The 23822-nt window shown below is 38.7% G+C and carries 20 protein-coding genes; 14 read left to right on the top strand and 6 right to left on the bottom strand.

The genetic code is table 11. The annotated features are described in order from the left end of the window. Positions 1 to 142 precede the first annotated feature (142 nt). The 7 genes from ACIQAA_RS06425 to ACIQAA_RS06395 all read left to right on the top strand — a co-directional run bounded on the left by ACIQAA_RS06425 (position 143) and on the right by ACIQAA_RS06395 (position 5993). Positions 143 to 1003 (top strand): energy-coupling factor transporter ATPase, encoded by an 861-nt coding sequence (locus ACIQAA_RS06425; protein WP_402616532.1) that lies wholly within the window; start codon positions 143 to 145, stop codon positions 1001 to 1003. Beyond that, positions 1003 to 1890 (top strand): energy-coupling factor transporter ATPase, encoded by an 888-nt coding sequence (locus ACIQAA_RS06420; RefSeq protein ID WP_402616529.1) that lies wholly within the window; start codon positions 1003 to 1005, stop codon positions 1888 to 1890. Before ACIQAA_RS06425 ends, ACIQAA_RS06420 begins: the two co-directional genes overlap by 1 nt. Further along, entirely contained in the window at positions 1880 to 2722 is an 843-nt protein-coding gene (locus tag ACIQAA_RS06415) for an energy-coupling factor transporter transmembrane component T family protein (protein ID WP_402616526.1), read from the top strand. The genes ACIQAA_RS06420 and ACIQAA_RS06415 overlap by 11 nt, the downstream gene beginning before the upstream one ends. A gap of 26 nt (positions 2723 to 2748) precedes the next feature. Further along, positions 2749 to 3297 (top strand): ECF transporter S component, encoded by a 549-nt coding sequence (locus ACIQAA_RS06410; RefSeq protein WP_402616523.1) that lies wholly within the window; start codon positions 2749 to 2751, stop codon positions 3295 to 3297. A gap of 72 nt (positions 3298 to 3369) precedes the next feature. Beyond that, on the top strand, positions 3370 to 5025 hold the full coding sequence (locus tag ACIQAA_RS06405; protein ID WP_402616520.1) for an SWIM zinc finger family protein: 1656 nt from the start codon (positions 3370 to 3372) through the stop codon (positions 5023 to 5025). A 98-nt stretch (positions 5026 to 5123) separates the two neighbouring features. Then, positions 5124 to 5516 carry a VOC family protein gene (locus tag ACIQAA_RS06400; RefSeq protein WP_402616517.1) on the top strand — a complete coding sequence of 131 codons (393 nt, stop codon included), beginning with the start codon at positions 5124 to 5126 and terminating at the stop codon, positions 5514 to 5516. Positions 5517 to 5600: 84 nt separating this feature from the next. Continuing rightward, positions 5601 to 5993, top strand: coding sequence for a globin domain-containing protein (locus ACIQAA_RS06395; protein WP_402616514.1), 393 nt, complete (start codon positions 5601 to 5603; stop codon positions 5991 to 5993). A 726-nt stretch (positions 5994 to 6719) separates the two neighbouring features. On the opposite strand, the gene ACIQAA_RS06390 is transcribed toward ACIQAA_RS06395, so the two are convergent. The 4 genes from ACIQAA_RS06390 to ACIQAA_RS06375 form a co-directional block, all read right to left on the bottom strand. Beyond that, the gene (locus tag ACIQAA_RS06390; RefSeq protein ID WP_402617099.1) at positions 6720 to 7475 is read right to left on the bottom strand and encodes an SDR family oxidoreductase; all 756 of its coding nucleotides are present in this window, start codon (positions 7473 to 7475) and stop codon (positions 6720 to 6722) included. Between the two features lie 71 nt (positions 7476 to 7546). Next, positions 7547 to 8839, bottom strand: a complete 1293-nt coding sequence (locus ACIQAA_RS06385; protein WP_402616511.1) for an ABC transporter substrate-binding protein — start codon at positions 8837 to 8839, stop codon at positions 7547 to 7549. Positions 8840 to 8925: 86 nt separating this feature from the next. Then, entirely contained in the window at positions 8926 to 9753 is an 828-nt protein-coding gene (locus tag ACIQAA_RS06380) for a carbohydrate ABC transporter permease (RefSeq protein WP_402616508.1), read from the bottom strand. Next, a complete protein-coding gene (locus ACIQAA_RS06375) occupies positions 9753 to 10721 on the bottom strand; it encodes a carbohydrate ABC transporter permease (RefSeq protein WP_402616505.1) in 969 nt (322 codons plus the stop codon). Before ACIQAA_RS06375 ends, ACIQAA_RS06380 begins: the two co-directional genes overlap by 1 nt. 384 nt (positions 10722 to 11105) lie before the next feature. Here ACIQAA_RS06375 and ACIQAA_RS06370 point away from each other — a divergent pair, with 384 nt between their 5' ends. The 3 genes from ACIQAA_RS06370 to ACIQAA_RS06360 all read left to right on the top strand — a co-directional run bounded on the left by ACIQAA_RS06370 (position 11106) and on the right by ACIQAA_RS06360 (position 15538). Further along, on the top strand, positions 11106 to 12926 hold the full coding sequence (locus tag ACIQAA_RS06370; protein ID WP_402616502.1) for a sensor histidine kinase: 1821 nt from the start codon (positions 11106 to 11108) through the stop codon (positions 12924 to 12926). Then, positions 12923 to 14512 (top strand): response regulator transcription factor, encoded by a 1590-nt coding sequence (locus tag ACIQAA_RS06365; protein ID WP_402616499.1) that lies wholly within the window; start codon positions 12923 to 12925, stop codon positions 14510 to 14512. The genes ACIQAA_RS06370 and ACIQAA_RS06365 overlap by 4 nt, the downstream gene beginning before the upstream one ends. A gap of 198 nt (positions 14513 to 14710) precedes the next feature. Further along, on the top strand, positions 14711 to 15538 hold the full coding sequence (locus ACIQAA_RS06360) for a glycerophosphodiester phosphodiesterase (RefSeq protein ID WP_402616496.1): 828 nt from the start codon (positions 14711 to 14713) through the stop codon (positions 15536 to 15538). Positions 15539 to 15583: 45 nt separating this feature from the next. Here ACIQAA_RS06360 and ACIQAA_RS06355 read toward each other — a convergent pair whose 3' ends face one another. Next, a complete protein-coding gene (locus ACIQAA_RS06355; RefSeq protein ID WP_402616492.1) occupies positions 15584 to 16108 on the bottom strand; it encodes an AraC family transcriptional regulator in 525 nt (174 codons plus the stop codon). A gap of 361 nt (positions 16109 to 16469) precedes the next feature. After that, on the bottom strand, positions 16470 to 17573 hold the full coding sequence (locus ACIQAA_RS06350) for a GerAB/ArcD/ProY family transporter (protein WP_402616489.1): 1104 nt from the start codon (positions 17571 to 17573) through the stop codon (positions 16470 to 16472). Between the two features lie 274 nt (positions 17574 to 17847). Between ACIQAA_RS06350 and ACIQAA_RS06345 the strand changes: the two genes are divergently transcribed. The 4 genes from ACIQAA_RS06345 (at position 17848) to ACIQAA_RS06330 (ending at position 23632) form a co-directional block, all read left to right on the top strand. Continuing rightward, entirely contained in the window at positions 17848 to 19449 is a 1602-nt protein-coding gene (locus tag ACIQAA_RS06345) for a spore germination protein (protein ID WP_402616486.1), read from the top strand. Between the two features lie 27 nt (positions 19450 to 19476). Next, positions 19477 to 20649: a Ger(x)C family spore germination protein gene (locus tag ACIQAA_RS06340; protein WP_402616483.1), complete on the top strand. Its 1173-nt coding sequence runs from the start codon at positions 19477 to 19479 to the stop codon at positions 20647 to 20649. 159 nt (positions 20650 to 20808) lie between these two features. Continuing rightward, complete coding sequence (locus ACIQAA_RS06335) at positions 20809 to 21045, top strand: GH32 C-terminal domain-containing protein (protein WP_402616480.1); 237 nt, start codon at positions 20809 to 20811, stop codon at positions 21043 to 21045. Positions 21046 to 21232: 187 nt separating this feature from the next. After that, positions 21233 to 23632 carry a GH32 C-terminal domain-containing protein gene (locus ACIQAA_RS06330; protein ID WP_402616477.1) on the top strand — a complete coding sequence of 800 codons (2400 nt, stop codon included), beginning with the start codon at positions 21233 to 21235 and terminating at the stop codon, positions 23630 to 23632. Positions 23633 to 23822 lie beyond the last annotated feature (190 nt).

Below are 23822 nucleotides of genomic sequence, written 5' to 3'. Positions count from 1 at the left end.
AAATATTTGCATCATAAAAAGATAGATTGATGCTTCAAGATATCCCCTTTTAAGACTTCGTGCTATTATATTTGTGTGAATCATTTACTATGATTGAATAATATTCAGAATATTAATAAAACAGAAGGAGAGGGGGATCTAGATGGAACCGATTATTGCTTTAGAAAATGTATCATTTTCATATAAAATTAATGAGACTCATTCAGTGTCTGTTCTTAAGGATGTCTCTTTTTCCATTTTTCCAGGTGAATATGTTGCCATTATTGGCCATAACGGTTCGGGGAAATCAACATTATCCAAGCATTTAAATGGACTCTTAACACCTGGCTCAGGGGATGTTTGGGTACGTGGGCACAATACAAAGGACGACAGCAGGAAGTTAGACATCCGCAAAGCAGTTGGAATGGTTTTTCAGCATCCTGATAATCAAATTGTTGCGACCATTGTCGAGGAGGACGTAGCTTTTGGTTTAGAGAATATTGGCGTACCGAGAGCCGAGATGAAGCAAAGGATTGATGAAGCTTTAGAGGTAGTGAGGATGTCGGAGTTTCGGAAAAGACCTCCACACCACCTATCTGGCGGACAAAAGCAAAGAGTGGCAATTGCTGGAGTACTGGCCATGCAGCCAGACTGTATCGTATTCGATGAGTCGACCAGCATGCTGGATACCTTTGGAAGAAACGAAGTCCTTCAGGTCATGAGAAAAATGAATAATATGGGAATGACGATTATAACGGTTACCCATCGTATGTCTGAGGCAGCAGAAGCAGACCGCATTATTGTGGTTGAAGATGGGAAGATTGTTATGGATGGGAAACCTCGTGATATTTTTAAACATAAAGAGATTTTAATGGAACTCCAATTAGACATTCCAGCTGTTAGTCAGATAGCTGAGTTGGTCCATAAGCAGATTCCAACTTTTTCAAAAGAGTTAATCCAAGAGGAAGAACTGATTAACGAAGTAAAGAGAGTTTCAAAAGCAAGGAGCGGGGAAGTGGTTTAATGCGTGGAAAACCGATCGTTGAAATAGAAGACTTATCTCATACATATATGAAAGGAACCCCTATGGAGCATGATGCTTTAAAGGGGACAAGCATGTTGGTCAATGAGGGGGAATGTATTGCCATTATTGGTCACACCGGTTCAGGGAAGTCCACCCTTATTCAGCATTTTAATGGCCTAATTCGTCCGGATTCAGGCAAAGTTATCATCGATGGAGTAGATTTATCGAAGAAACGAATTGATATTAAAGCCTTGAGGAGAAATGTAGGATTGGTTTTTCAAAACCCGGAGGATCAAATTTTTGAAAAATTAATTGGCGATGATATCGCGTATGGTCCTTTTAAACTGGGCCTGCCCTTGAAGGAAGTGAGGGAACGGGTTAAATGGGCGATGGAGATGGTCGGCCTGAGCTTTGATGAAATGAAGGACCGCCAGACGTTTGCCTTAAGCGGAGGGCAGAAGCGTAAAGTGGCACTTGCTGGTATCCTGGCGTTAAAGCCAAAGATATTAGTTCTTGATGAACCCACAGCCGGGCTCGATCCGAGGTCAAGAAATGAGTTGTTGGATAAGATAAAAGCCTTAAATAAACTGGAAAACTTAACGGTTATTTTCGTATCGCACAATATGGAAGAAGTAGCTTATTTAGCAGATAGAGTTTATGTAATGGCAAATGGTAAGGATGTGTTATCCGGTACTCCAGAAGAGATTTTTACTGACAAGGATCAATTGCAGCGTTACCAAATTGGAACACCAGAAACGGTGCAGGCGCTGTACCGGCTAAAAGACCTTGGATACAATGTAAATACTTCTGCTTTTACGATTTCAGAGGCAGCTGACGAAATCATAAAGGTTCTTACCGATGGAGAGGTGGAAAATCATGGCAAGTGAATTTGAACTGTCTAGGAATATTACGATTGGTCAGTACGTACCGACCGGTTCCTTTATTCATCGGCTGGACCCGAGAATAAAGCTGTTAGTGTTCACTATTCTTGTTTTAGCGATAGCCCTAAATACTAGTTATGTAGGAAATGCGTTTGGTCTGCTATTATCAATTTATTTATTCTGGGCTTCCAAAATACCTGTCAGTTATGGGTTATCGGGCATAAAACCGGCTATTCCCTTTATTATTATTTTAGCTGTTCTGCAGCTGATCTTCCAAGGCAATGTCTTTTCGGGCGGGACTGTATTTTTTGAATATGGGTTTATCTTGATTACCAGTGAGAGTATTCGACTCGTAATTGTTTCGGCCGTACGGTTTGTGGAAATAATTTTATTAAGCAGCGTATTGACGCTATCTACATCCACAACTGAATTAACCCATGCCATCCAAAGTCTATTAAGTCCTTTAAAAAAAATAAAATTTCCTGTCCATGAATTTTCCTTGATTATTACTATTGCCATTCGCTTTGTTCCAACCTTTGCGATTGAAATGGAGAAAATGATGAAGGCGCAGGCATCAAGAGGGGCAGATTTCGGATCGGGGGAATGGTGGAGAATCATTCAGAGGACGAAGGATATGCTTCCAATTATTATCCCCTTATTTAATATCGCGTTATCGAGAGCAGAGGATCTTATCTTAGCCATGGAATCTCGCTGCTATACTCCTGGAAATGAGAGAAGTGCCTATTCGGTTTATAAGGCACTCGGGCGTGATTACTTAGTATTAATTATAGGGCTATTATTATCGTTACTATTACTTTTTTATCCGTTTCCGTTTTAGATAAAAAATAAAGGGGGAGATATAGAATGAAAGGTTCATTAACGGTTCGAAATATTGTTATTGCTGGTGTGCTTGGTGCGGTTGCGATTCTATTAGGAGTAACCCGGTTAGGCTATATTCCCGTACCTACAGCGGCTGGTAATGCAACAATCATGCATATTCCTGCGATTATTGGGGGAATTATGCAGGGTCCCATTGTAGGAGCAATCGTCGGAATTATTTTTGGTGTTTCTTCTTTCTTAAATGCTACAGTTCCACTATTTAAGGATCCATTAGTTGCTATTCTACCTAGAATTTTTATTGGAGTGGTCGCGTGGCTGGTGTATGTAGGGATTCGCAGAAAGAGTGAATATCTAGCTATTGGAACTGCAGCATTCTTAGGGACCTTAACCAATACAGTTCTTGTGTTAACCATGGCAGTAGTTAGAGGTTACATGGGCGCTGAAGTAGCGTGGACAGTTGCTTTAACAAGTGGAATTCCTGAAGCAGTCGTCGGTACGATTGTTACACTAGCAGTCGTTTTAGCCTGGAAGCAAATAGGAAAAGGGAAAAAATCTAGGATTTCAGAGGATTAATAATCCTTAAAAAAGAACCCATTGTGGCTTAGGCAGCAATGGGTTTCTTGATACAATTGGGAGTTGAGAGATGTGAAACTGGTGAATTTTGAACAATCAATCGACGATCGTATTCTAAAGCGCGGGTTTGATTATTTTCAACATGGACATGTCGTAAGTCTTGAAACAAAGGATAAAAAAAGATACAAGGCCAGTGTAGAGGGATCTGAAGTTTATCGAGTAGAGATATCATTAGATATAAACGATGAAATAGTAGAATCATATTGTGATTGCCCATATGACTTAGGGGAGTTTTGCAAGCATGAGGCCGCGGTTCTATTTGCATTGAAAAATATGAAGACTTTAGGGGAACCTGCTGTAGTGGCAGAAAATGATTTAAAAAAGGTTTTAGCAGAACAAAACAAGGATGAATTGGTTCGTATTTTATTTGAAATTTCAAATGATTATCCTGATATAGAAAAACGTTTGCTTTTTAAGTTTGCAAACAATGAAGATGGAATTACTGCAAGTAAGAAACTTATCAGAGAATATATCAATAATGCAAAACGTAATGGGTTTATAGATTGGCGACATGTTGATTCTGCACTGCAAGGGGCAGAGATGACGCTAAAAAAAGCCCAGGAAAAGATAGAAATGGGTGATAGTGAGACAGCTGTTTTACTAGCACTAGAAGTCTTATCTCCTGTTGTAAAAATGATCCAATATTGCGATGACTCCAATGGCGGGGTTAGTTTTATTATGAATCGAGCTATTTCTACCATTGAGCAAGCGGTAACTACAGCATTGGAGCATTTAGATGAAAAAGAGCAAAAGAAGCTTTTTGAAGTGATTTTAAAAGAGGCTCTGAAAAAACAATATGATGGCTGGAGTGATTGGCGCTTTGGGCTATTAAATGTTTGCGCAATATTTTCTCATAAAAAGGATTTACGGAAAAAGCTAGAAAAGCAGCTGGAAATGTTAGAACAAAAAGCCGGTACTTCATGGAGTGAGGAATATGAAAAGAAACAGGTTAAGCTTCTCCAATTTGAAATAATAGAAAAATGTGATGGAACGTCAGCAGCAGAAAAGTTTATTTATAAGAATATTAAAATAAGCGATTTTCGTGAAAAAGCAATTACAAGGGCATTGGAAAATGGGGATTATGAGAAAGTTCTCGAGCTTAGTATTTTGGGGGAAGAAGTAGATAAAAGCTATCGCGGGCTGGTGCTTCAGTGGAGGGAGTACCGTTACCATGCCTATGAAGGACTTGGTGACTTAGAAAATCAACGGAAATTGGCCTATGATTTTCTTTTTAAAAATAAATACTCTTATTATGTGAAATTGAAAGAGTTATATGAGCAAGATGAATGGACAGAAGTTTTAGGCCGATTAATTGAAGCTTTTGAAAAAGAGCGATACCAATCAACTGTCTATATTGAGATACTGAAAGAAGAAAAACTAACGAAACAAATAATAGAATATTGTAAAAAGCATAAATCGTTAATAATGGATTTGTATCCATACCTAATGGAGAGTCATTTTGAAGAAGCGAATGATCTGTTTATTAAATATATTGAACTTTCTGCAGAGGGAACCTCGGACAGAAGAGGTTACCGAAATGTTTGTAAGCTAATAAAAACCTACAAAAAAGCCTTTGGTACCATTCATTCACACAAATTAATTGGAGAATTGAAACAACAATATCAAAAACGTCCTGCCTTTTTAGATGAGTTAGGAAAAATTAGATAGGAGAGCCATGTTCTGGGTTCTTTTGGTCATAATCAGTTTTCAGACTGGTTTGGTGAATTAAAGGTCAATATTGTAATCAAAGAAAATGAGGGAATAGTATGCTGCATCATGTTGAGATATATGTTTCGAATCTTGATAAGAGTGTTGAATTTTGGAACTGGCTGCTAACTGAATTAGGATACGAACAGTATCAAAAATGGGATTTAGGGATTAGCTGGAAATATCAAGAGACCTATCTCGTATTTGTTCAGGCTGAAGAAAGGTTTTTGGATGTTCCTTACCACCGTTGCCGAGTAGGATTAAATCATCTTGCCTTTCATGCAAGGTCTAGGGAACATGTTGATGAAATAACGGAGACACTACTAAAGAAAGAAATCCCCATCTTATACAGGGAGAAGCACCCATATGCTGGAGGTTCAGAATATTATGCGGTATTTTTTGAGGATCCAAACCGAATTAAAGTAGAACTAGTCGCACCAAGTTTGAACTAGAGTATTTCAAAAAGTGTGATTTAAATCACGAAACGTCATCACTTTTATCTTTATAATCGAAAGTAAGTAAAAGGGGTGTATGACATGGAATATAAATTTAAAACAATTTATAGTGAAATTGGCGGGCAGGAAACGATAGATAAGCTCGTAGCTGCATTTTATCCTAGAGTTTATGCTGATCCTGAATTAAGGCCGCTGTTTGAAGGGGATATGGAAGAAATTATGAGAAAGCAAAGAATGTTTCTTCCTCAATTTTTAGGAGGCCCTGCTCTTTACAGTCAGGAATTTGGACCTCCGGCGATGAGAGAACGTCATCTTCCTTTCGAAGTGACACCAAGGAGAGCGCAGTGCTGGCTTAGATGTATGAAGGAGGCTTTTCTAGAGATTGGCCTTTATGATAAACCAGCGGGGCTTGCTTTTTATAATCGGTTAACACAAGTTGCTGGGATTATGGTTAATAGTCCAGATAGAGAGTAAAAGATCAAAAGGGTGTCCACAAAAAACTTGGGCACCCTTTTTTGGCGAATAAAAATCTTCTTTTTGAGTGTTGAGTTTATGTGCGTTGAATTTGTTAGGCAGATAAACAAAGGAAAAATGCAGGTAAGAAGGCGAAGTATGCAGATAAGCGAATGAAATCCGCAGGTGAAGGAATCATTTTGGCAGGTAAGATAAAAAAGGGAATAAAAATCCACACTTGAAGCCAGAATCTGAGTCTAATTTCAAATGTAATTTCCATTAATAGCAATTTAAAACACCTGAATCAGGCAGCACCTGGCTTTTTGAGTGTTGAGTTTGGTGCTTGAATTTGTTAGGCAGATAAACAAGGCAAAAATGCAGGTAAAAAGGAGAATTATGCAGATAAGCGAATGAAATCCGCAGGAGAAGGAAACATTTTGGAAGGTAAGATAAAAAAGGTAATTAAATCCACACTTGAATCCAGAAACTGAGTCTAATTTCGCATGCGTTTTCCATATATAGGTAATTGAAATACCTGAGCCAGGCAGGACCCTGGCTTTTTCTTTGTTGAGATTCGGTGCGTTGATTTTATTGAAGGAATCATTTTGGCATGTAAGATATAACAGGTACTAAAAATCCATTCTTGAATCCAGACTCTGAGCCTATAATAATGGATATTTAAATTAAGATAACATAAAGAATGTGCTTAAGCTAACGAAAACTTGGACACCCTTTTGATAAAACCCACTAGCCTCTTAGGAAGCCGCCTTCAGAATTGAATATCTGTCCTGTAATCCACTCTGCTTCTTCACTGGCAAGGAATCCAACGAGGCGTGCTGCATCTTCAGGCATTCCAATACGTCCTAACGGAAACTTTGGCAGTATCGATTGCCTTATTTCTTCGTTCATCCAACCAGTATCTGTAGGTCCTGGGTTTACTGCATTAACGGTGATTCCAAGAGGAGCAAGCTCTGCAGATAAGGATAGGGTAAATGCAGAAATAGCGCCCTTCGTCGCCGCATAAGCTAATTCACCGGGCATTGGACCAAGTGCTTGACCGGATGTAAGGTTAATTATTCTGCCCGCGGGCATTGGGGATTGTCTAAACCGACGGGCAAATTCTACAGATAATAAGAAAGTAGCTCTCATATTAACTGCATAATGGTCATCTAAAGTTTTTACATCTAAATTCATATATCCATCTCTTGAAGAATGAGCTGCATTATTAACTAGGATGGCAGGCATACCCATTTCAGAAGTAACAGTCTCCAGTACAGTAAATGGTGCATCCGCCACTGCCAAATCAATCACTAAGTTACCACAACGAACTCCATATTCTCTGATGCTGTTAGCAAACTGTTTAACCCAATCGGTATTGGCACCCCAATGGGTAAAGAAAATATCTACACCTTCTGAAGCTAATTTTTTGCAGATAGCTGCCCCAATTCCATTTTCATGACTGACACCAGTAATTAATGCCACACTGCCATTTAAATGATAAATAACATAACCCCCATTCACTAGTCGTATAAAAAGCACATTAGACGAATTCCAATGTGCTTTTATTGTTTATTTTATTTTTTCAATTTTGCCCATGTTGCGTCAAGTGCTTTCATGGCTTCTTCTTTTGATTTTTGACCGCCTACATATGCTTGAAGAGTAGCGCCAAACTCTTGACCTGCTCCATCAGGATATTTCATGAACTGCCATTGATATGCTTTTCCTTCTTTTGAATATTTAAGAAGGTCCGCACCTAGAGCACCGATATCTTCAGGATTGGCGTCAATCGTTTTAAAGGCTGGAATGTATTTGAATTCCTTTGTTAATGCTGTTTTCCCTTCTTCAGATGTAACCATCCAATTTAAGAAATCTTTTGCCGCTTCTTTGTCAGCTTCTGGTGCTTTATTGTAGAGAACCCAGTTACTAGGAACGTCAATCATTAATTTATCAGATTGAGCCGGATCATCGCTAAGTGCTAACGGAATGAAACCAACTTCTAAGTTTGGATCTAATTTATCAAGCATTGGCTGAATCCAGTTACCTTGCTGGATCATAGCTGCTTCACCTGTAGCAAATAATGTTACTTGTGTATTGTAGTCAGTTGTTAAAGGATTCTTGTTGCCGTATTTCATTGTAAGATCTAAAAGCTTAAAGAAATTATCGAATTCTTTATTGCCTTCGAATTTCGCTGTACCTTCATTTAAACCTTTAATAAAAGCATCTGGGTCTTCTTGATATGCAAACGGTACATTCATGCCGTGGTTTGCTAATACCCACCATTCAGCATAACCGATTGAGAATGGTGTAATGCCGGCAGCATCTAGCTTTTTCGCTGCTTCTTCTAACTCAGAATATGTGGTTGGAAGTTCCTTAATCCCAGCTTTTTCAAATAATTTTTTATTGTAGGCAAATCCGTACCCTTCCATATTAAAAGGCATTCCGTATACTTTTCCATCGATTGTCATTCCGTCTAAAGTACCTTCAAAGGCATCCTTGATCCAAGGCTGATCAGATAAATCTTCAAATTTATCTTTCCACACTAGAGCTTCCTGGTCACCACCATTTGTGAAAATATCAGGTGCTTGGTTAGATGCGAATTTTGCTTTAAGAGCTGCAGCACCATCTGCACCGCCGCCTACTGTTTCAATGTTAAATGTAACATTTGGATTTTGTTTTGTATATTCATCTGTTAACGCTTTCAATTGGTCGGCGATTTCAACTTTCCCTTGGAAGATATCAACAACTATTTTATCGTCCTTACCACCACTACTTTTTTTATCTCCAGAAGTACTGTCGCTAGAACATGCGCCTAAAAGAAGTGAAGCGGATAGTACACCTGCAGCCAATGAATACTTTTTGAATGCCATTTGTTTTTTCCCCCTAGTATGATAATTATATATTTTTAAATCTCTGCTGTCTGTATTTAAGACAGCAGAGTGTGTTCCCCTAAAAATTACTTGATAGAACCGCTGGTAATTCCTTGGATAATGTGTTTTTGCATAGTGAAGAAGAAGATTAATAATGGAATAATTCCGATTACTAATGCTGCAAGCGCTAAATCCCATTGCTTTGTATACTGCCCAAAGAAGAAGAACGTTGCCAATGGAATCGTTCTTAATTCTGGGTCTTGAAGCACTAAAGAAGGTAATAGGAAGTCGTTCCATATCCATAAGCTGTTTAAGATGACGATGGTGACTGTAATTGGTTTTAGTAGCGGAAAAACAATTCTCCAGAACACGCCAAACCGTGAACAGCCATCGATAATCGCTGCTTCTTCAAGCTCTAATGGGATTCCTTTGATAAAACCGTGATATAAGAAGATGGTCATACCTGATCCAAAGCCTAGATACATGAAGACAAGTCCCCACATGCTGTTTAATAGTCCCAGGTTACCAGCCGTTTTAATAAGCGGAATCATGAGAGATTGGAACGGAATGATCATCGCAGCCACGAATGTCATGAAAATGATATTGCTGATTTTCTTTTTGGTTCGAACTAACATGTACGCAGCCATCGAACAGAAGATAACGAGAACGATATTACTGCCAATGGTAATGATTAACGAGTTTTTAAATACAGTTAAAAAATCTAATTTTTCGAATGCGTTAACATAGTTATCAAACATCAACACTTTTGGCAGGGCCGATGTGTTGGTTAGAATCTCGGCAAATGGTTTCAAGGAGTTTGAAAATACATAATAGAATGGGACTAAAAAGACTAGACCGAGCAGGATTGCAAGGATTTCAACAATAGATGTTCTCCATGTATACCTGTTGCCCATTAGGATTCAACCTCCTTTTTCTTTGAAATCGTAACTTGAAGGACGGTAATCGCTGCTACGACAATGAAGAAAATTAATGCTTTTGCTTCACCGATACCATATCGGTTATTAACGAATGCTTCGGTATAAATGTTAAGCGCCAGCATTTCTGTTGATTTAAATGGACCACCGTTTGTCAATGACAGGTTTGCATCAAAGACTTTAAAGGATGAAGCGGTTGTTAAAAATAAACAAATCGTTACGGCTGGTGCAACAAGCGGCATTGTGATATGACGAAGGACTTGGAATCGGTTCGCTCCATCAATTCTTGCTGCTTCAATTAATTCCTGCGGCACGTTTTGAAGGGCAGCAATATAGATAATCATAATGTAACCTGCACCCTGCCAAACACTGACAATGACGATTCCCCAAAACGCTGTCTTGGCATCTCCTAACCATGCCAGCTCAAAAAGAGGAATTCCAGTTAACTGACCGATGGAAGCAAATCCTTTTACAAAAATAAACTGCCAGATAAATCCTAGGATTAATCCGCCGATTAAGTTAGGCATGAAGAAAACGGTCCGTAAGATATTTTTAGTTTTCAACTTCTGAGCAACCAATAAGGCTAATCCAAATCCAATTAGGTTTGTGAAGATGATGGCTACAACTGTGTATTTTGTTGTAAGAATGAAGGACTGTTGAAATTGCTTGTCCTCTGTAAATAAGTATTTGAAATTATCAAGTCCCACCCATTTGACCGATCCTGTTACCCCGTTCCAATCGGTAAATGCATAATAAATACCTGTAAAGAAGGGGATTAAAACAATAAGGATAAAAGCTAATAAGACTGGCCCGACAAATAGGGTAAATAACCCAGCTTCTTTCCATTTCTTCTTATTCAGAAAAGAAACAGACGGAGAAACTTTCGTGCTTTTCTGATTTGTGAGGGGTGACCCCTTAACTGTATCCAGCTTACTTTCGTTATTCATTCCCTGCACCTCCATAACCTTATTTTAGTGATTATAGAAAATTATGAAACGGCTTACATTGACCACTAGGGTGGAAAATATTGAACAGTCAAAATAATGAACTATTAAAGGCTGCTTAAAGTTGTGCTACAATGTTCTAAAAATGCTGCAAGGGAGGACAGGTTAGTTTTCGATAAGGCTGTATTCGTAAATATTGTTGTTAAAATCTTAAAGCCGATTTTAACGTGGAAATAGTTATTTTGCGCTTTTGAATTTAGTTTGCTGGCTCTTTTCTTATTTAGGTGTTTTTTTCTGTAATCTTTAGCCACAATCTTAAATTTGTTTTCAATAGCAACAAAGTGTAAGAAAAGAGCCTTTGAATAAAACAAGACTAACCAAGATTATATGCGATGGGGTATTCGAAAAAAGCTTATTATCTTTTTAATGCTTGTAACCGTTCTCCCTTTTGGGACAGCGATCACCGTTACTTATTTTTATACGACCAAGTCACTTAATGAACAATCTGTTTCAACGAATCATGATTTGATTTTAAAAGGTAAAGAAGAGCTCACGGTTTATTTGAACGATGTTGCCCAAATGTCATCGGTCCCTTATCGATATACCCCTTTTATGAATGTAATGCGAAATGGGGTCTCTTCCAACTTGGCTGTTAATCAAGAAGAAGTGCGCAGAGTGCTTGCATATTTATTTAATACACGCCCAGAAATTGAACAAATGCACCTCTACATTCATGAAGAAAAGGAATCATTCACCAACTATCATTCTAGAATCAGCGGAAGGGCAAAGTATGAGAATATATTTTCACACCCCTACTATGGGCGGTTAACAGCCATAGATGGCTATTCCCTTATTGAACCTCCGCACGAGATATATAGCTATAACAATATTTCCGTTATTCCTAATTCGCAGAAGGTGAATGTATTAAGCTTCCATAATGTAATTCGGGATGTCCCGTTAGCGGATGTTTTAGGCTTTTTATCGATAGATATTAATCTTTCTAGAATTAGTGCAATTTCCGAACGATTATATACGAAAGACGTCGAAGATCTTTATATTATGAATGAAAAGGGAATGATTATTTACTCTTCCAATGAAAATGAGATTGGAAAGGAAAATAAAGAAAAGTGGTTTGAGCAAGTGAAGAGGGAACCGGAAGGAGGGAAAAGTCTTGAGTGGAAGGATGAGCAGTTTTCGGGTGTCATCGTCCATGAAAAGTTTACAGATTCGTTTAAGGAATGGTCAATCGTGAAACGGATCCCTTATGATGTCCTTTATAAAGGTGCTAGAGAAACGGCCATCATTAACATTTTGATTGGATTGGCTACACTTGTATTTGCTTTACTAGGGACAATGTTTGTTTCCTTTAAGCTTACAGCCCCTATAAAAGTGTTAATCGGCAATATGAAAAAAGTCGAGAAAGGTGAATTCAAGGCTGATTTCGAATCATTAGGTACCGATGAAATTGGCATGTTAGGAAGACATTTTAAACTAATGATTGCTAAAATAGATGAGTTGATTGAGAGTGAATATAAATTGGAGATAGAAAATAAAGCATCACAGCTCCGAGTACTACAATCACAAATTAATCCGCATTTCCTTTATAACGCCTTTCAGTCTATTGGTACATTGGCACTAAAATTAAATGCGGTTCCAGTGTATTCATTACTGACATCATTATCAACGATTATGAGATACAGTATGAATATGAAGGATGATATAGTTCCATTTACATCCGAGTTGAATCATGTGAAATCATACTTATTATTGCAAAAACAGCGGTTTGAAGAGCAGTTTGAATTTGAACTGAATATCAAAGAAGAAGTCAAAGCGATATCCGTACCAAAAATGATTTTACAGCCGGTTGTGGAGAATTGTTTTAAGCATGGCTTTGATCAGCACATAGAAAAAGCACGGATTCAAATTGAAGCATTCCTTGAGAATGACAATATGGTCTTAATCAATATAAAGGATAATGGAATTGGTCCTAGCGATGATCACCTTGAAAAAATTCGCCTGGAGCTGTTTCATGGCATTTCAAAAGCAGACACGCAAAGAGAAGCCATAGGGTTAAAAAATATTTATGACCGATTGCAGATTTATTATCATAATCAGGCAAACCTATCAGTTAACCGGAATGAAGAAGGTGGTTTTACGGTTACCATCCAAATCCCAAAGGTCATGCCGAAAGAGGTGGAACATTCATGAAGGCGTTAATCGTTGATGATGAAAAACATGTGCGAGAAGGAATTAAGATACTAGCTGATTGGGAGAAAAATGGAATTCGCGAAATATATGAGGCAGGAAACGGTGAAGAAGCTATTCAGCTTATCCAAACCATCCGTCCAGAGATAATTTTTTCTGATATGAAAATGCCAAAAATGGATGGAACGCAACTTTTAGAGTGGATTAAAGAAAATCATCCAAACAGTAAGACGATTGTGGTGACAGGTTACGATGACTATCATTATATGAGAAAAGCGATCCATTTCGGCAGTTCAGACTATCTCTTAAAGCCTATCGAACCGGAAATTTTAAATCAAACATTGGAAAAAGCGGTAAATGAATGGAAGAAAGAAGAGGGTGACAGACAGAGAAAAGAAACTAGCTCACAGCTGATTAATGAAATGACTCCTGTTTACCGGGATCGGAAACTAACTCAGCTAGTGAATAGCGATTATTTACAAAAAGATTTATTCGAAGAATTCGGCTGGTTAAAGCAGTCCCGAGATTATATAGCCGCTCTTGTGCGAGTGAATGGAAAAACAATCGCGGCTTTTCAAGGAGATCGAGATTTAACGTACTTTACAGTTTTGAATATTATTAATGAGATTATTAAGGAACATGGGTGTGGAATTGGTTTTCGTTACTTATCTAAAAAGGGTGAAATTGTACTGATTTTTTGGGACAAGTTCGAGTTAGTAGAAGAGATTTTAGTCGATATCTATAGGACACTAAAAAATATGTTAGATATCTCTTGTCCAATTGCGGCCGGGAAAACGGTAAAAAGTAGTTCCAAGTTGATAGATTCTTATCACCATGCCAGAAAAGTTTTATTAAATAGAAATATATTGACTGATAGTGAAGTAAGAGTCTCTATGTCGGAAATAGAGACAGTTCCATCGTTAAAGAGTTTGATTGTATATTCATCAGATATAGAAATGGCTATCCAAACGGGAGAAATTGGAGCTTTTGAAGAATTAATGGATCGAATCGAAAAGGACATTACAGAAAAGAAATATTTATCTGTAAGACAGGTGATAAATTTAGAAAATGAATATATGGTCATTAGCAATAAATGGTTTAAGCATTACAATATTTTATTTAAGACACCAGAAGATATTGAAGAGCGAATTGATTTATTTTTCGATTCAAACGGCACGTTTAGTCTAGATGAGTTTAAAAAGAGAAAAAAGCGTGAAATTACCATCTTTTTGAAAAAGGTAAAGAAACGCACAATGCAAAAAAGTAATTATATCATCACGGATATTGAAAAGTACCTCCAGGAAAATTTTGATCGGGATGTGAAATTACAGGAGATTTCAGATCATTTTTATATCAGCAGAGAATATATCTCCAGGAAATTTAAACAGGAATTTAACGAGAACATTTCCGATTACATTGTAAGAATCAGAATGGATAAGGCAAAATCCTTATTGAAGAATAGTCAGTTAAAAATTTATGAAATTGCTAATATGATTGGCTATCAGGATGACAAGTATTTTCGAAAGGTATTTAAAAAAGTCGTGGGAATTACTCCAAATGAATATCGTGCAGAATATGTGAAACAGTGATAAGCAGAGATGGCAACATTTCTCTGCTTTTTTCAATGGGAAAAAGAACGGATTTTTTGTAAATTAATCTATGAATATTTCACTATGTTTATTTACATGACTTTAATCAAGTCTAAATGGTAACTACATATGTACTAAACAATTCTCCCTTACAATTTTAATTGTAGTAACAGCCATAAAAAAGGGAGATGGAGAAAAATGAAAAAATCATTTGTGATTGGAGCTGGCCTGGCGTTTAGTTTATTATTTAGTCCTTTTCAACAGGCTTTTGCAGCAGAAACAACTGGGGAGTTACGAAAAGTGGATAATGTTGCTCACCGTGGTGCAACGGGTTATGCACCGGAAAATACGATAGCGGCTTTTGATAAAGGCGTCGAAATGAAAGCTGATTATATTGAAATTGATGTCCAAAGAAGCAAGGATGGGGAATTGGTCATCATTCATGATACAACGGTTGACAGAACAACAGATGGGACAGGAAGTGTGAAGGATTTAACCTTTGAACAAATGAGAAGCCTTGATGCTGGTAGCTGGAAGGGTGAAGAATTCAAGGGAGAAAAAATTCCAACCTTCGATGAAATTCTTGACCGTTACCATGGAAAAGTTGGTATTTTAATAGAATTAAAAGCACCTGAGCTTTATCCTGGAATTGAGGCACAGGTTGCACAGAAATTAATAGAGCGAAACCTCGATAAACCACAAAATGAAAAGATTATTATTCAATCATTTAATTTTGAATCTATGAAAATAACAAACAACTTGCTTCCAAAGGTGCCGATTGGTGTCCTTACATCCAATAGAGCACACACAACAGAACAAGCTTTGAAAGAATTTGCAACGTATGCGGATTACTTTAACCCAAGCTACGGAATCGTATCAAAAGAATTGGTTGATCAAGTGCACGCACTTGGAATGAAAATTCAATCCTGGACGGTTCGCAGCCAAGAGGCAGCTGACTTCCTTTTAGAAATGAACGTAGATGGCATTATTACCGATTATCCTGATTACGTAGATCCAAGAAAATAGGACAAACTATCACTAAAAGAGGGAAAGCTTTCATCCCTTTTTTTTCTAGTGTTCCAGACGTCTGTATACACCTGGAGCTACTCCATACCTCTTATGAAATACTCTATGAAAATAAGGATAGCTGCCGAAGCCGCACTCCTTGGCAATTTGCTCTAGTGTCAAGGATGTGTATTTCATTCTCTCAATTGCAACGGATAAACGGATTTCAAGGGCATATTCAATTATCGTTTTTCCAACGCTGCTCTTGAAAAGATGAACGGAACGGGAGACGCTAAGACCAGCATGCCTAGCCACATCCTCGACTTTAAATGGAGTTGTAGCATGTTCTTCTATGTATCGCAGCATCCTTGTCACAGTATAGGGAACGTTGAAAGAAGGCACTGTTTCATTAATAGCCCGTTCTAAAGTTAAGCAGAGAGCTCGCAGCAAATAGCTTGTGAGCTCTTCGTTTTGGCTGGGGGCTGGACGGCGTTTTTCAATCATGATATGGCGCAATAGAACCAGCAGCTTATCATCCATATCGATTCTGGCGACATCTGGCTTTTCGGAACGGTTCCACCATTCGTCCACCCATGCACCTTCGCATACTAAGTGATAGTTGCCGCTGCTTTGGCCTGCATTTACCAGTAGTTCATCAATCTCTTTTTTTTTGAACTTACCTAACTCAAAACTTTAGACTTTTGGTGCTCTTTTATTACCACAAATTTCACGAAGTGCTGGAAAACGGGGAAAACTCCACACACTTAATTCTTGCTTTATATATATTGCTTGGGTTTATCTACTTTTCTTTCTTATCCATGTTATGAAGGAGAAAATAATAGACAGTGAAAAAAGGAATGCATACAATAACCAAGGATAATTAATAATTACTTCGGACTCCCACGGCCAAAGAAATTTTTCCATTTTCAAATTTCAACCCCTATTCATCCCATTAACTGCTTTTCTCTAGTTTAATGTTCGATATTTTCCTGCGAATGAGTACCATGATCAATAGCAGACCAGGAATGATCAGATAAATGATTAATCCAGGTTGCCCAAGGTATCTTGTCGAAAACCAATGTTCTGATGTGCTATTGGACATGGTTAATCCTAAAAAGAGGACAGCGGTCGCAATAGGAAAAACGAGTACCCTGCTGTTACGAAGATACAACAATTGCTGTATTCCCCGAATGGCTCCATACACTTGTATTGTCACTTTAAAAAAAGCGGTTCCCATAAAATACAAAATCCCCAATGCATCCAGGTTTTCAAGAAAATCCGCAACAGAGATGACCTTGACTAATCGGTATAAGGGGTACCTGCTCGTTGAAAAAGTGCCTTCGCCAAAGACAAGAACCGCCAGTGCATCGAAACTGGAAAGGAGAATTCCGTATACAATGGATGCGAAAAGAGTCGTTTTAACTATACGTTTTGAAGGTGCACATAATGTCCAGATCATCGCAAACTCAAGGGTCTCCCCAAATGATTGGTGGATACCGACCGGCCATACAGCCTTCCAAACGCGCCCCCATCCTTCTCCCAAAACCGGCTGCAATCGCTTGATATCGGTCATATCAGAGGCATATATTAAGATGATCTCAATCAAAAACAACACTAAAATGACAGGTAATATGATTTCTGCCAGTCGGGCTAGAACCTCAATTCCACTAAACAACGCATATGTGATGGCAATCATAAATATGCCAAGTATGACCCAATTAGGCGTACCAGGCAAAATGGTCGTTGGGATGAGATCCTTTATATCACCCAGTGTACGACCCGCGTTATATAAAAAATGAAGGCAATAAAACCAAGCAATGGGGGTTCCCAGCCAAAATCCAAATTGGGCAGGAAACCATTCGACCAGAGTCAGTCCCGGCTGAAGACGCATTAAGATCAGATACATTAAGATGAGACATGTCCCAATGACAGTAGATAGTAAGGTAGACAGCCAAGCATCTCTCCCGGCTGTAGATGCAAATCCAAATATCACCGAAGTACCAATCTGAAACAATAAGGTAAGCATAAATAATTGGCCGGTTGATACTCTCTCCATCGTTTCGCCACCTCCTATCCCATTTTTTGGGGCTGATAGGAAAGTATAACTTTCCTATCAGGCATAAGTGCACTAAGGAAAACCTTGTAAGCATAAGCATCGCAGTCGAAAAGGGGTGCTTTTCGACGAACTACGCCTCTGTCTTCGCCTTTAGGGCTCGCCAGTCCACGAGTTTTCTATATTATCCCAACAAGTATTAACATAAACAAAATTTAGTAATTTATTTAATAAATGGTTAAAATAAGAAAAATTTTTTAGAAAAAGGGGTGAAGAGATGAAGATGCTGCGATGGATAGGAAAGAAAATCTTAAAATCGAATCAAAATGATGATCATCGATTATTTTACCAGGCGGATGATTTACATTCGAACCAGCTTAAAGGTCATTTTCACGATGAAATAAAGCAGTTGAAAATGATTTTTGAACGATCTTCCGATATTGTGTTCCGTGAATTTCAGTTAGGTGGAATACAAAAAGGAGGGCTTATTTTTTTAGATGGCATGGTGGACAACCAGATGATTGATTCAGACGTGATGAAACCCTTATTGGATTTTGGGAAGAGGGTATCTCATTCCACCACCATACCTCTAAAAGAAATGGAGACTTTTCTCCGGGATCAAGTCATCTATGTTTCACAGGTGAGTATAGGACAGACGATGAAGGAAGTCGTGGATCATATTTTGAATGGGGGAACGGTTTTATTAGTGGAGGGAGTAAAACAAGCCCTATTTATTAGTGCCCAAGCATGGGAAATGAGATCGGTTGAAGAACCCTCGACGGAAGCGGTGATTCGAGGTCCTAGAGAAGGATTTACAGAGAACCTTAGAACCAACACCAGTTTGATTCGCAGGAGATTAAAAACCCCTCAGCTTAAAATGGAAGAGATGACGGTCGGACGGTTATCTAATACGAAAATCGCCATTACTTATCTAGAGGGAATTGCAGAGCAAGCTCTTGTCGCAGAGGTAAAGGAAAGGATAGGGAAAATTGACATAGATGCCATTTTAGAAAGTAATTATATCGAAGAACTCATTCAGGACAACCCCTATTCTGTTTTCCCCCAAGTGAACAATACCGAACGACCGGATAAAGTAGCGGCTTATTTATTGGAAGGGAAAATAGGGGTTCTGGTTGATAATACGCCATTTGCTCTCCTTGTACCTGTTTCTTTTTATGAAATGCTCCAATCGAGTGAGGATTACTATCAGCATTTTATGGTTGCTACGGTAATCCGATGGCTTCGCTTTTTTATGTTGGCAGGCGCCTTGCATTTGCCCTCTCTTTATATTGCGATAACCGCCTTTCATCAAGAAATGCTTCCAACTACTTTATTACTAAGTGTCTCTTCCGGGAGGGAAACCGTTCCCTTCCCAGCCTTTGTCGAAGCCTTAATTATGGAAATATCCTTTGAGGGCTTGCGGGAAGCTGGGGTTCGTCTGCCGCGGCCCGTTGGACAGGCCGTGAGTATTGTTGGAGCCCTTGTGATTGGGCAGGCGGCCGTGCAAGCCGGAATTGTATCTGCATCGATGGTCATTATTGTTTCGATTACCGGTATATCTTCCTTTATTTTTCCTGCCTTCAGTCAAGGGATTGCCATTCGTTTACTTCGATTTCCCATGATGATCTGTGCAGCGACATTGGGTTTGTATGGCATCTTAGTGGCAACTTTGATTCTTTTGACCCATATGGCACGGCTTCGCTCTTTCGGTGTCCCTTATTTGTCACCAGTGGCACCTTTGAATTTAACGAGTCTCAAAGATATTTATGTTCGTACACCATGGTGGGGAATGATTAATCGTTCCGATCAAACCGGGAAAAAGAATCAAGAACGGATGAATCATTTCATGCGTCCACGGCCGCCCCGTCGAAGGAACTAGAAGAGTCTTGGTTTGGAGGGAAACGCAATGAGAAAACGAGGAGTCCTGATCATCAACTGCATCTTAATAGTCTTATTGACTGGCTGTTGGAGCAGAATAGAGGTCAATGATCTTTCAATCGTAATGGCTACAGCCATCGATAAGATGAATAACGGGAAATTCCGTGTCTCGGTTCAGGTAGCGATCCCAAAGCAGCTTGGACCAGTTGGTGCCGGTGGTACTGGATCCGGAGATGGAACTACCGTTCTTATTTCAGAGACAGGAGAATCGGTGATGGACGCCATCCAGAGACTTCAAGTAAAATTGCCTCGTCGTATTTTCTTTTCTCATAACCGGAATCTAATCATTGGGGAAAGGGCAGCGAGGGATGGTATTTTTCCGATTCTAGATTTCGTTTCGAGAGTAAGGGAAGCACGTATACGTAGTTTTATATTGTTTACAAAGGGAGAAGCAGCACCTCTTTTGAAACTGACTCCTTCTATCGAGCGATACACTTCAGAAACTATTAGGGAAGAGCAGAAACTGGGGGTGGGAGTTCGGATCAGAATTAAGGATTTTATCGATATGCTCACAACTGAAGGGATTTCTCCTCTTGGGGCTCAAGTCGCCATTATGCCTGAAGAAAACGGCGGGGAAAATTCCGAGCAGTCTCCCGCCATCGTTGGAACGGCAGTTTTTCTTGGAGATAAATTGGCAGGATGGATGAATGATCAGGATACAAAAGGGGTTCTATGGATTCGTAATGAGATAGAAAAAGCTAACATCACGGTGTCGGTACCAAAGGAAAAGGGAGGGGGAAAAATCAGTGTTCAGCTTATGAGAGGACAGTCAAAGGTGAAACCGATTCTTGAGCAGCGTAAGGTAAAGATGAACGTGAATATTAATGCGGAAGTTGAACTCTTTGAAAATGGCTCGAAATTAGATTTAGGCAACCCTAAAGAGTTGCACTATGTTCAAACATTGCTAGAAAAGGATGTAAAGAAAAAATGCCAATTAGCCCTCGATAAGGGGCAAAAACAGCTTCATTCCGATATATTTGGCTTTGGCAATGCTCTTTACCGCACCTATCCGAAAGTATGGAAAGAACAGTATAAAAAACAGTGGATGGAGGAATTCCCCGACCTCGAGGTGAGCATACATCCCCATGTTTCCATCGTCCGCACAGGGCTTACCGTCAAATCTCCAGAAATGAAAGATTAAAAATAAATTATAAAAGACTCCGTTTTTGGAACGGAGTCTTTATTTATGGTTACCGGTGCAAAGACAATAAGGAACAACATTTTTATCCGAATCCTTAATTTATTTTAATTATACGTATTCGTGTATTCATATCTTTAACAATTAAAAATAATATATATTGTGAGGACCATTGGCCCCTTAGTATGTATCACCTCACGTGTATATCCAACTCTTTCTGATGCACTGGGTCTGGAATTATGGAGCAGCGGCGGCAATGCCATTGTCAAGTCAATGAAGGTATGGGAAATGGGTTCCGCATATGGGAAATCAGTTCCTGGCTATTGGCCTGAACCTAATGGGGACGATGCTAGTGATCCTGATTATATCAAAAACGAAATGGTTCAATCCTACCCTTGATAGATATGATCAAATGAACTAGAATGATAGGTAAAATTCTAAATCGCAGGATTGTGACTGGTTATCAGGCAAGACCTAAAATGAGTTGAGGAAAGCATGTACCTTTGGGTATAAGTCCTTGCCATTTTAGGTCTTTTTATTTGCTTGTTACCTTTAAATCATCGTTATTAGAAAGGGAGTTTTTTAGATGAAAATGAAGAGGCTTATATGGATAGGGTTACTTGTTTTCGTATTATGCTTGATTACGATTACAGGGATTTTCATAGAAAAACAAGAGAAATCTAGAATCGAAACAACCAATACAACTCAACAGAATAATAGAACTTTAGACCTTGCACTTAGCGGCAATGATTCTCTCCATCAATGGGGCTTTGACGAAGGGGCTGGAAAAGTCACTCGTGATCGTGCTCAATCTAAGTTGTCTGCTATTCATTATGCATTAAAATCAAATCCTGAATGGAAAAACGGCATTAGCGGGAAAGCATTATTATTTGATGGATATTCAAATTGGCTGGAAATTGCTTCGGAAGAGGTTAATAAACCAGCTGAATCGTTTTCCGTTGAGGCATGGGTTGCACCCCGAGCCTATGAATGGGGAGACAATGGACAACCCTCGGTTATTATAAATCAACATGATAAAGAAAAAAAACAAGGATTTATTGTGGGAATGGGGCGGCATGGCTATATTACATTTCACCTTGCACTAAACGGTGAATGGCATGAAATTTGGTCACCGGAAGGAAAAATTTTACCGAAAGATAAGTGGTCTTATGTTGTTGCACAATTTGAAAAAGAAGCAAATAAAATTTCACTGTATTTAAACGGTGAACTCATACAAGAAAAAGAAGTGCCTAATAATAGTGAGTTTACACCAGCGGCTCATCTCCCGTTACTAGTTGGAAAACATAATCAGGCAGCTGCTGTGTCTGATGTATTCCAAGTTAACATGTTTAATGGATTAATGGACAATGTTTCTTTGTACAGTAAAGCATTTAGCTATGAAGCTATTAAACAGCAATATGAAGAGGTTATAAACAAATGGAACAATAAACTGCCGATACCAGATACTTCATTTGATCGAACCGTTTATAAAGGAGACCGCTATCGCCCTAATTATCATTTTACTGCTCCACAGCATTGGATGAATGAACCACATGCACCTATTTACTATAACGGAAAATATCATTTATTTTATCAGTTTAATCCAGCCGGTCCTTTTTGGCATCAGATTCACTGGGGACATGCTGTAAGTAACGACATGATTCATTGGGAAGATAGTCCCATTGCTTTAAGTCCAACAGAGGGAACAGCAGCCAGGGATGGCGTGTGGTCTGGAAGTGCAACATATGACGAAAATGGGGTACCCGTGTTATTTTACACAGCAGGACACGACGAAATGAAACCGAACCAAATGACTGGAATGGCGCGTCCAGCAGATTCAAAGGATATCAACTTAAAGCATTGGAACATGAATCCTAACCCTGTAACCATACAAGAGGAAAATATCGATACACCAATGGGAAAGGTGATGTTTGGACAATTTCGGGATCCATATGTATGGAGAGATGGAGAAAAGTGGTTTCAGCTTGTTGGGTCAGGAGTGGAAAAGTCTGGTGGAACAGCTTTACTCTATAGTTCCGAAGATCTTGAACAATGGAAGTATGAAAAACCACTTATGATTGGTGATAAAGTGAAATACCCACGTACAGGCGATGTATGGGAACTTCCATTTTTAGTACCGATTAAAAACAAGGAGACTGGTGAACAAAAATTTGTATTTATGATCAGTCCTTATTTTATGTCCCCTAGTCCAGATGCTGCCCGCTTTACGTTTTATTGGATTGGGACCTGGGACCCAGAACGGTTGGAGTTTATCCCTGAACACGAGGATCCTAAAATGTTTGATTATGGTGAACATTTTACAGGAGCACAAGGTTTTATAGATGGGAATGGCCGTACTATCGTAACAAGTATTTTACAAGACAGGCGTTCGGAAAGTGAAAAATATCACTCAGGGTGGGCGCATGGAGCTGGACTGCCGCTTGAAATCTATTTAAATCATAAACTAGATCTTGGTATTCGTCCGATTGAAGAGGTTCAGTCACTTCGAAGAGAAGAACTAATATCCGTTGAGAATGTTTCAATGGAGGAAGCAAATAAACAGCTTGAAAAAATCCAAAGTGACCAAATAGAAATCGAGTTAGAATTAGATGTTTCAAATCTGAAAGAGGCTGGTTTAAAACTATTAAAAGATACAAATAGTCAGGAAGAAACCATTATTTTTTATAATACTGAAAGGAAAACCATTCATATTGACCGCAGTCGTTCCAGCAAAAATCCCGATATTGAAAAGGGTATCCAAGGCGGTGAGCTGAACGTTGAAGACCATATTTTAAGGATAAGACTATTTATTGATAAATCCGTTGTTGAAGCATATGTGAATAATGAAAAAAGTATTTCTTCCCGAGTATTTCCAACACTGGATCAAGCAAAAGGACTCGAAGTATATGGGATTGATGGGGAGCCGTTTGTACGCTTGATGAGAGTATGGAGTTTAGGTATACCCATTAAAGGAGAGGAAGATTAACCTATTGGTTTAACTCTCATAAATTTGTTTTTGTGAAAATTTAACTATAAATTCTTTTTTTGTATTAAGAGTATTTTGTCCTATTGATATAAACTGTCGAACAGCATATACTCTTCCCTATAAACAAAATTATGTGGGATTGTGACTGGATAGCAGGCAAGACCTAAAGTGTGTTAAGGGCGAAGTGTAC

The organism is Neobacillus sp. NPDC093182 (assembly GCF_044754045.1).
Note: the sequence above shows the minus strand (reverse complement) of the source record. Positions and strands in the feature narration are given on the sequence as shown.

Bases quoted from the DNA above. Each gene is read 5' to 3' on its own strand.
- ACIQAA_RS06425 (WP_402616532.1), top strand. From the start codon at position 143: ATGGAACCGATTATTGCTTTAGAAAATGTATCATTTTCATATAAAATT.
- ACIQAA_RS06420 (WP_402616529.1), top strand. From the start codon at position 1,003: ATGCGTGGAAAACCGATCGTTGAAATAGAAGACTTATCTCATACATAT.
- ACIQAA_RS06415 (WP_402616526.1), top strand. From the start codon at position 1,880: ATGGCAAGTGAATTTGAACTGTCTAGGAATATTACGATTGGTCAGTAC.
- ACIQAA_RS06410 (WP_402616523.1), top strand. From the start codon at position 2,749: ATGAAAGGTTCATTAACGGTTCGAAATATTGTTATTGCTGGTGTGCTT.
- ACIQAA_RS06400 (WP_402616517.1), top strand. From the start codon at position 5,124: ATGCTGCATCATGTTGAGATATATGTTTCGAATCTTGATAAGAGTGTT.
- ACIQAA_RS06395 (WP_402616514.1), top strand. From the start codon at position 5,601: ATGGAATATAAATTTAAAACAATTTATAGTGAAATTGGCGGGCAGGAA.
- ACIQAA_RS06385 (WP_402616511.1), bottom strand. From the start codon at position 8,839: ATGGCATTCAAAAAGTATTCATTGGCTGCAGGTGTACTATCCGCTTCA.
- ACIQAA_RS06380 (WP_402616508.1), bottom strand. From the start codon at position 9,753: ATGGGCAACAGGTATACATGGAGAACATCTATTGTTGAAATCCTTGCA.
- ACIQAA_RS06375 (WP_402616505.1), bottom strand. From the start codon at position 10,721: ATGAATAACGAAAGTAAGCTGGATACAGTTAAGGGGTCACCCCTCACA.
- ACIQAA_RS06370 (WP_402616502.1), top strand. From the start codon at position 11,106: ATGCGATGGGGTATTCGAAAAAAGCTTATTATCTTTTTAATGCTTGTA.
- ACIQAA_RS06365 (WP_402616499.1), top strand. From the start codon at position 12,923: ATGAAGGCGTTAATCGTTGATGATGAAAAACATGTGCGAGAAGGAATT.
- ACIQAA_RS06360 (WP_402616496.1), top strand. From the start codon at position 14,711: ATGAAAAAATCATTTGTGATTGGAGCTGGCCTGGCGTTTAGTTTATTA.
- ACIQAA_RS06350 (WP_402616489.1), bottom strand. From the start codon at position 17,573: ATGGAGAGAGTATCAACCGGCCAATTATTTATGCTTACCTTATTGTTT.
- ACIQAA_RS06345 (WP_402616486.1), top strand. From the start codon at position 17,848: ATGAAGATGCTGCGATGGATAGGAAAGAAAATCTTAAAATCGAATCAA.
- ACIQAA_RS06340 (WP_402616483.1), top strand. From the start codon at position 19,477: ATGAGAAAACGAGGAGTCCTGATCATCAACTGCATCTTAATAGTCTTA.
- ACIQAA_RS06330 (WP_402616477.1), top strand. From the start codon at position 21,233: ATGAAAATGAAGAGGCTTATATGGATAGGGTTACTTGTTTTCGTATTA.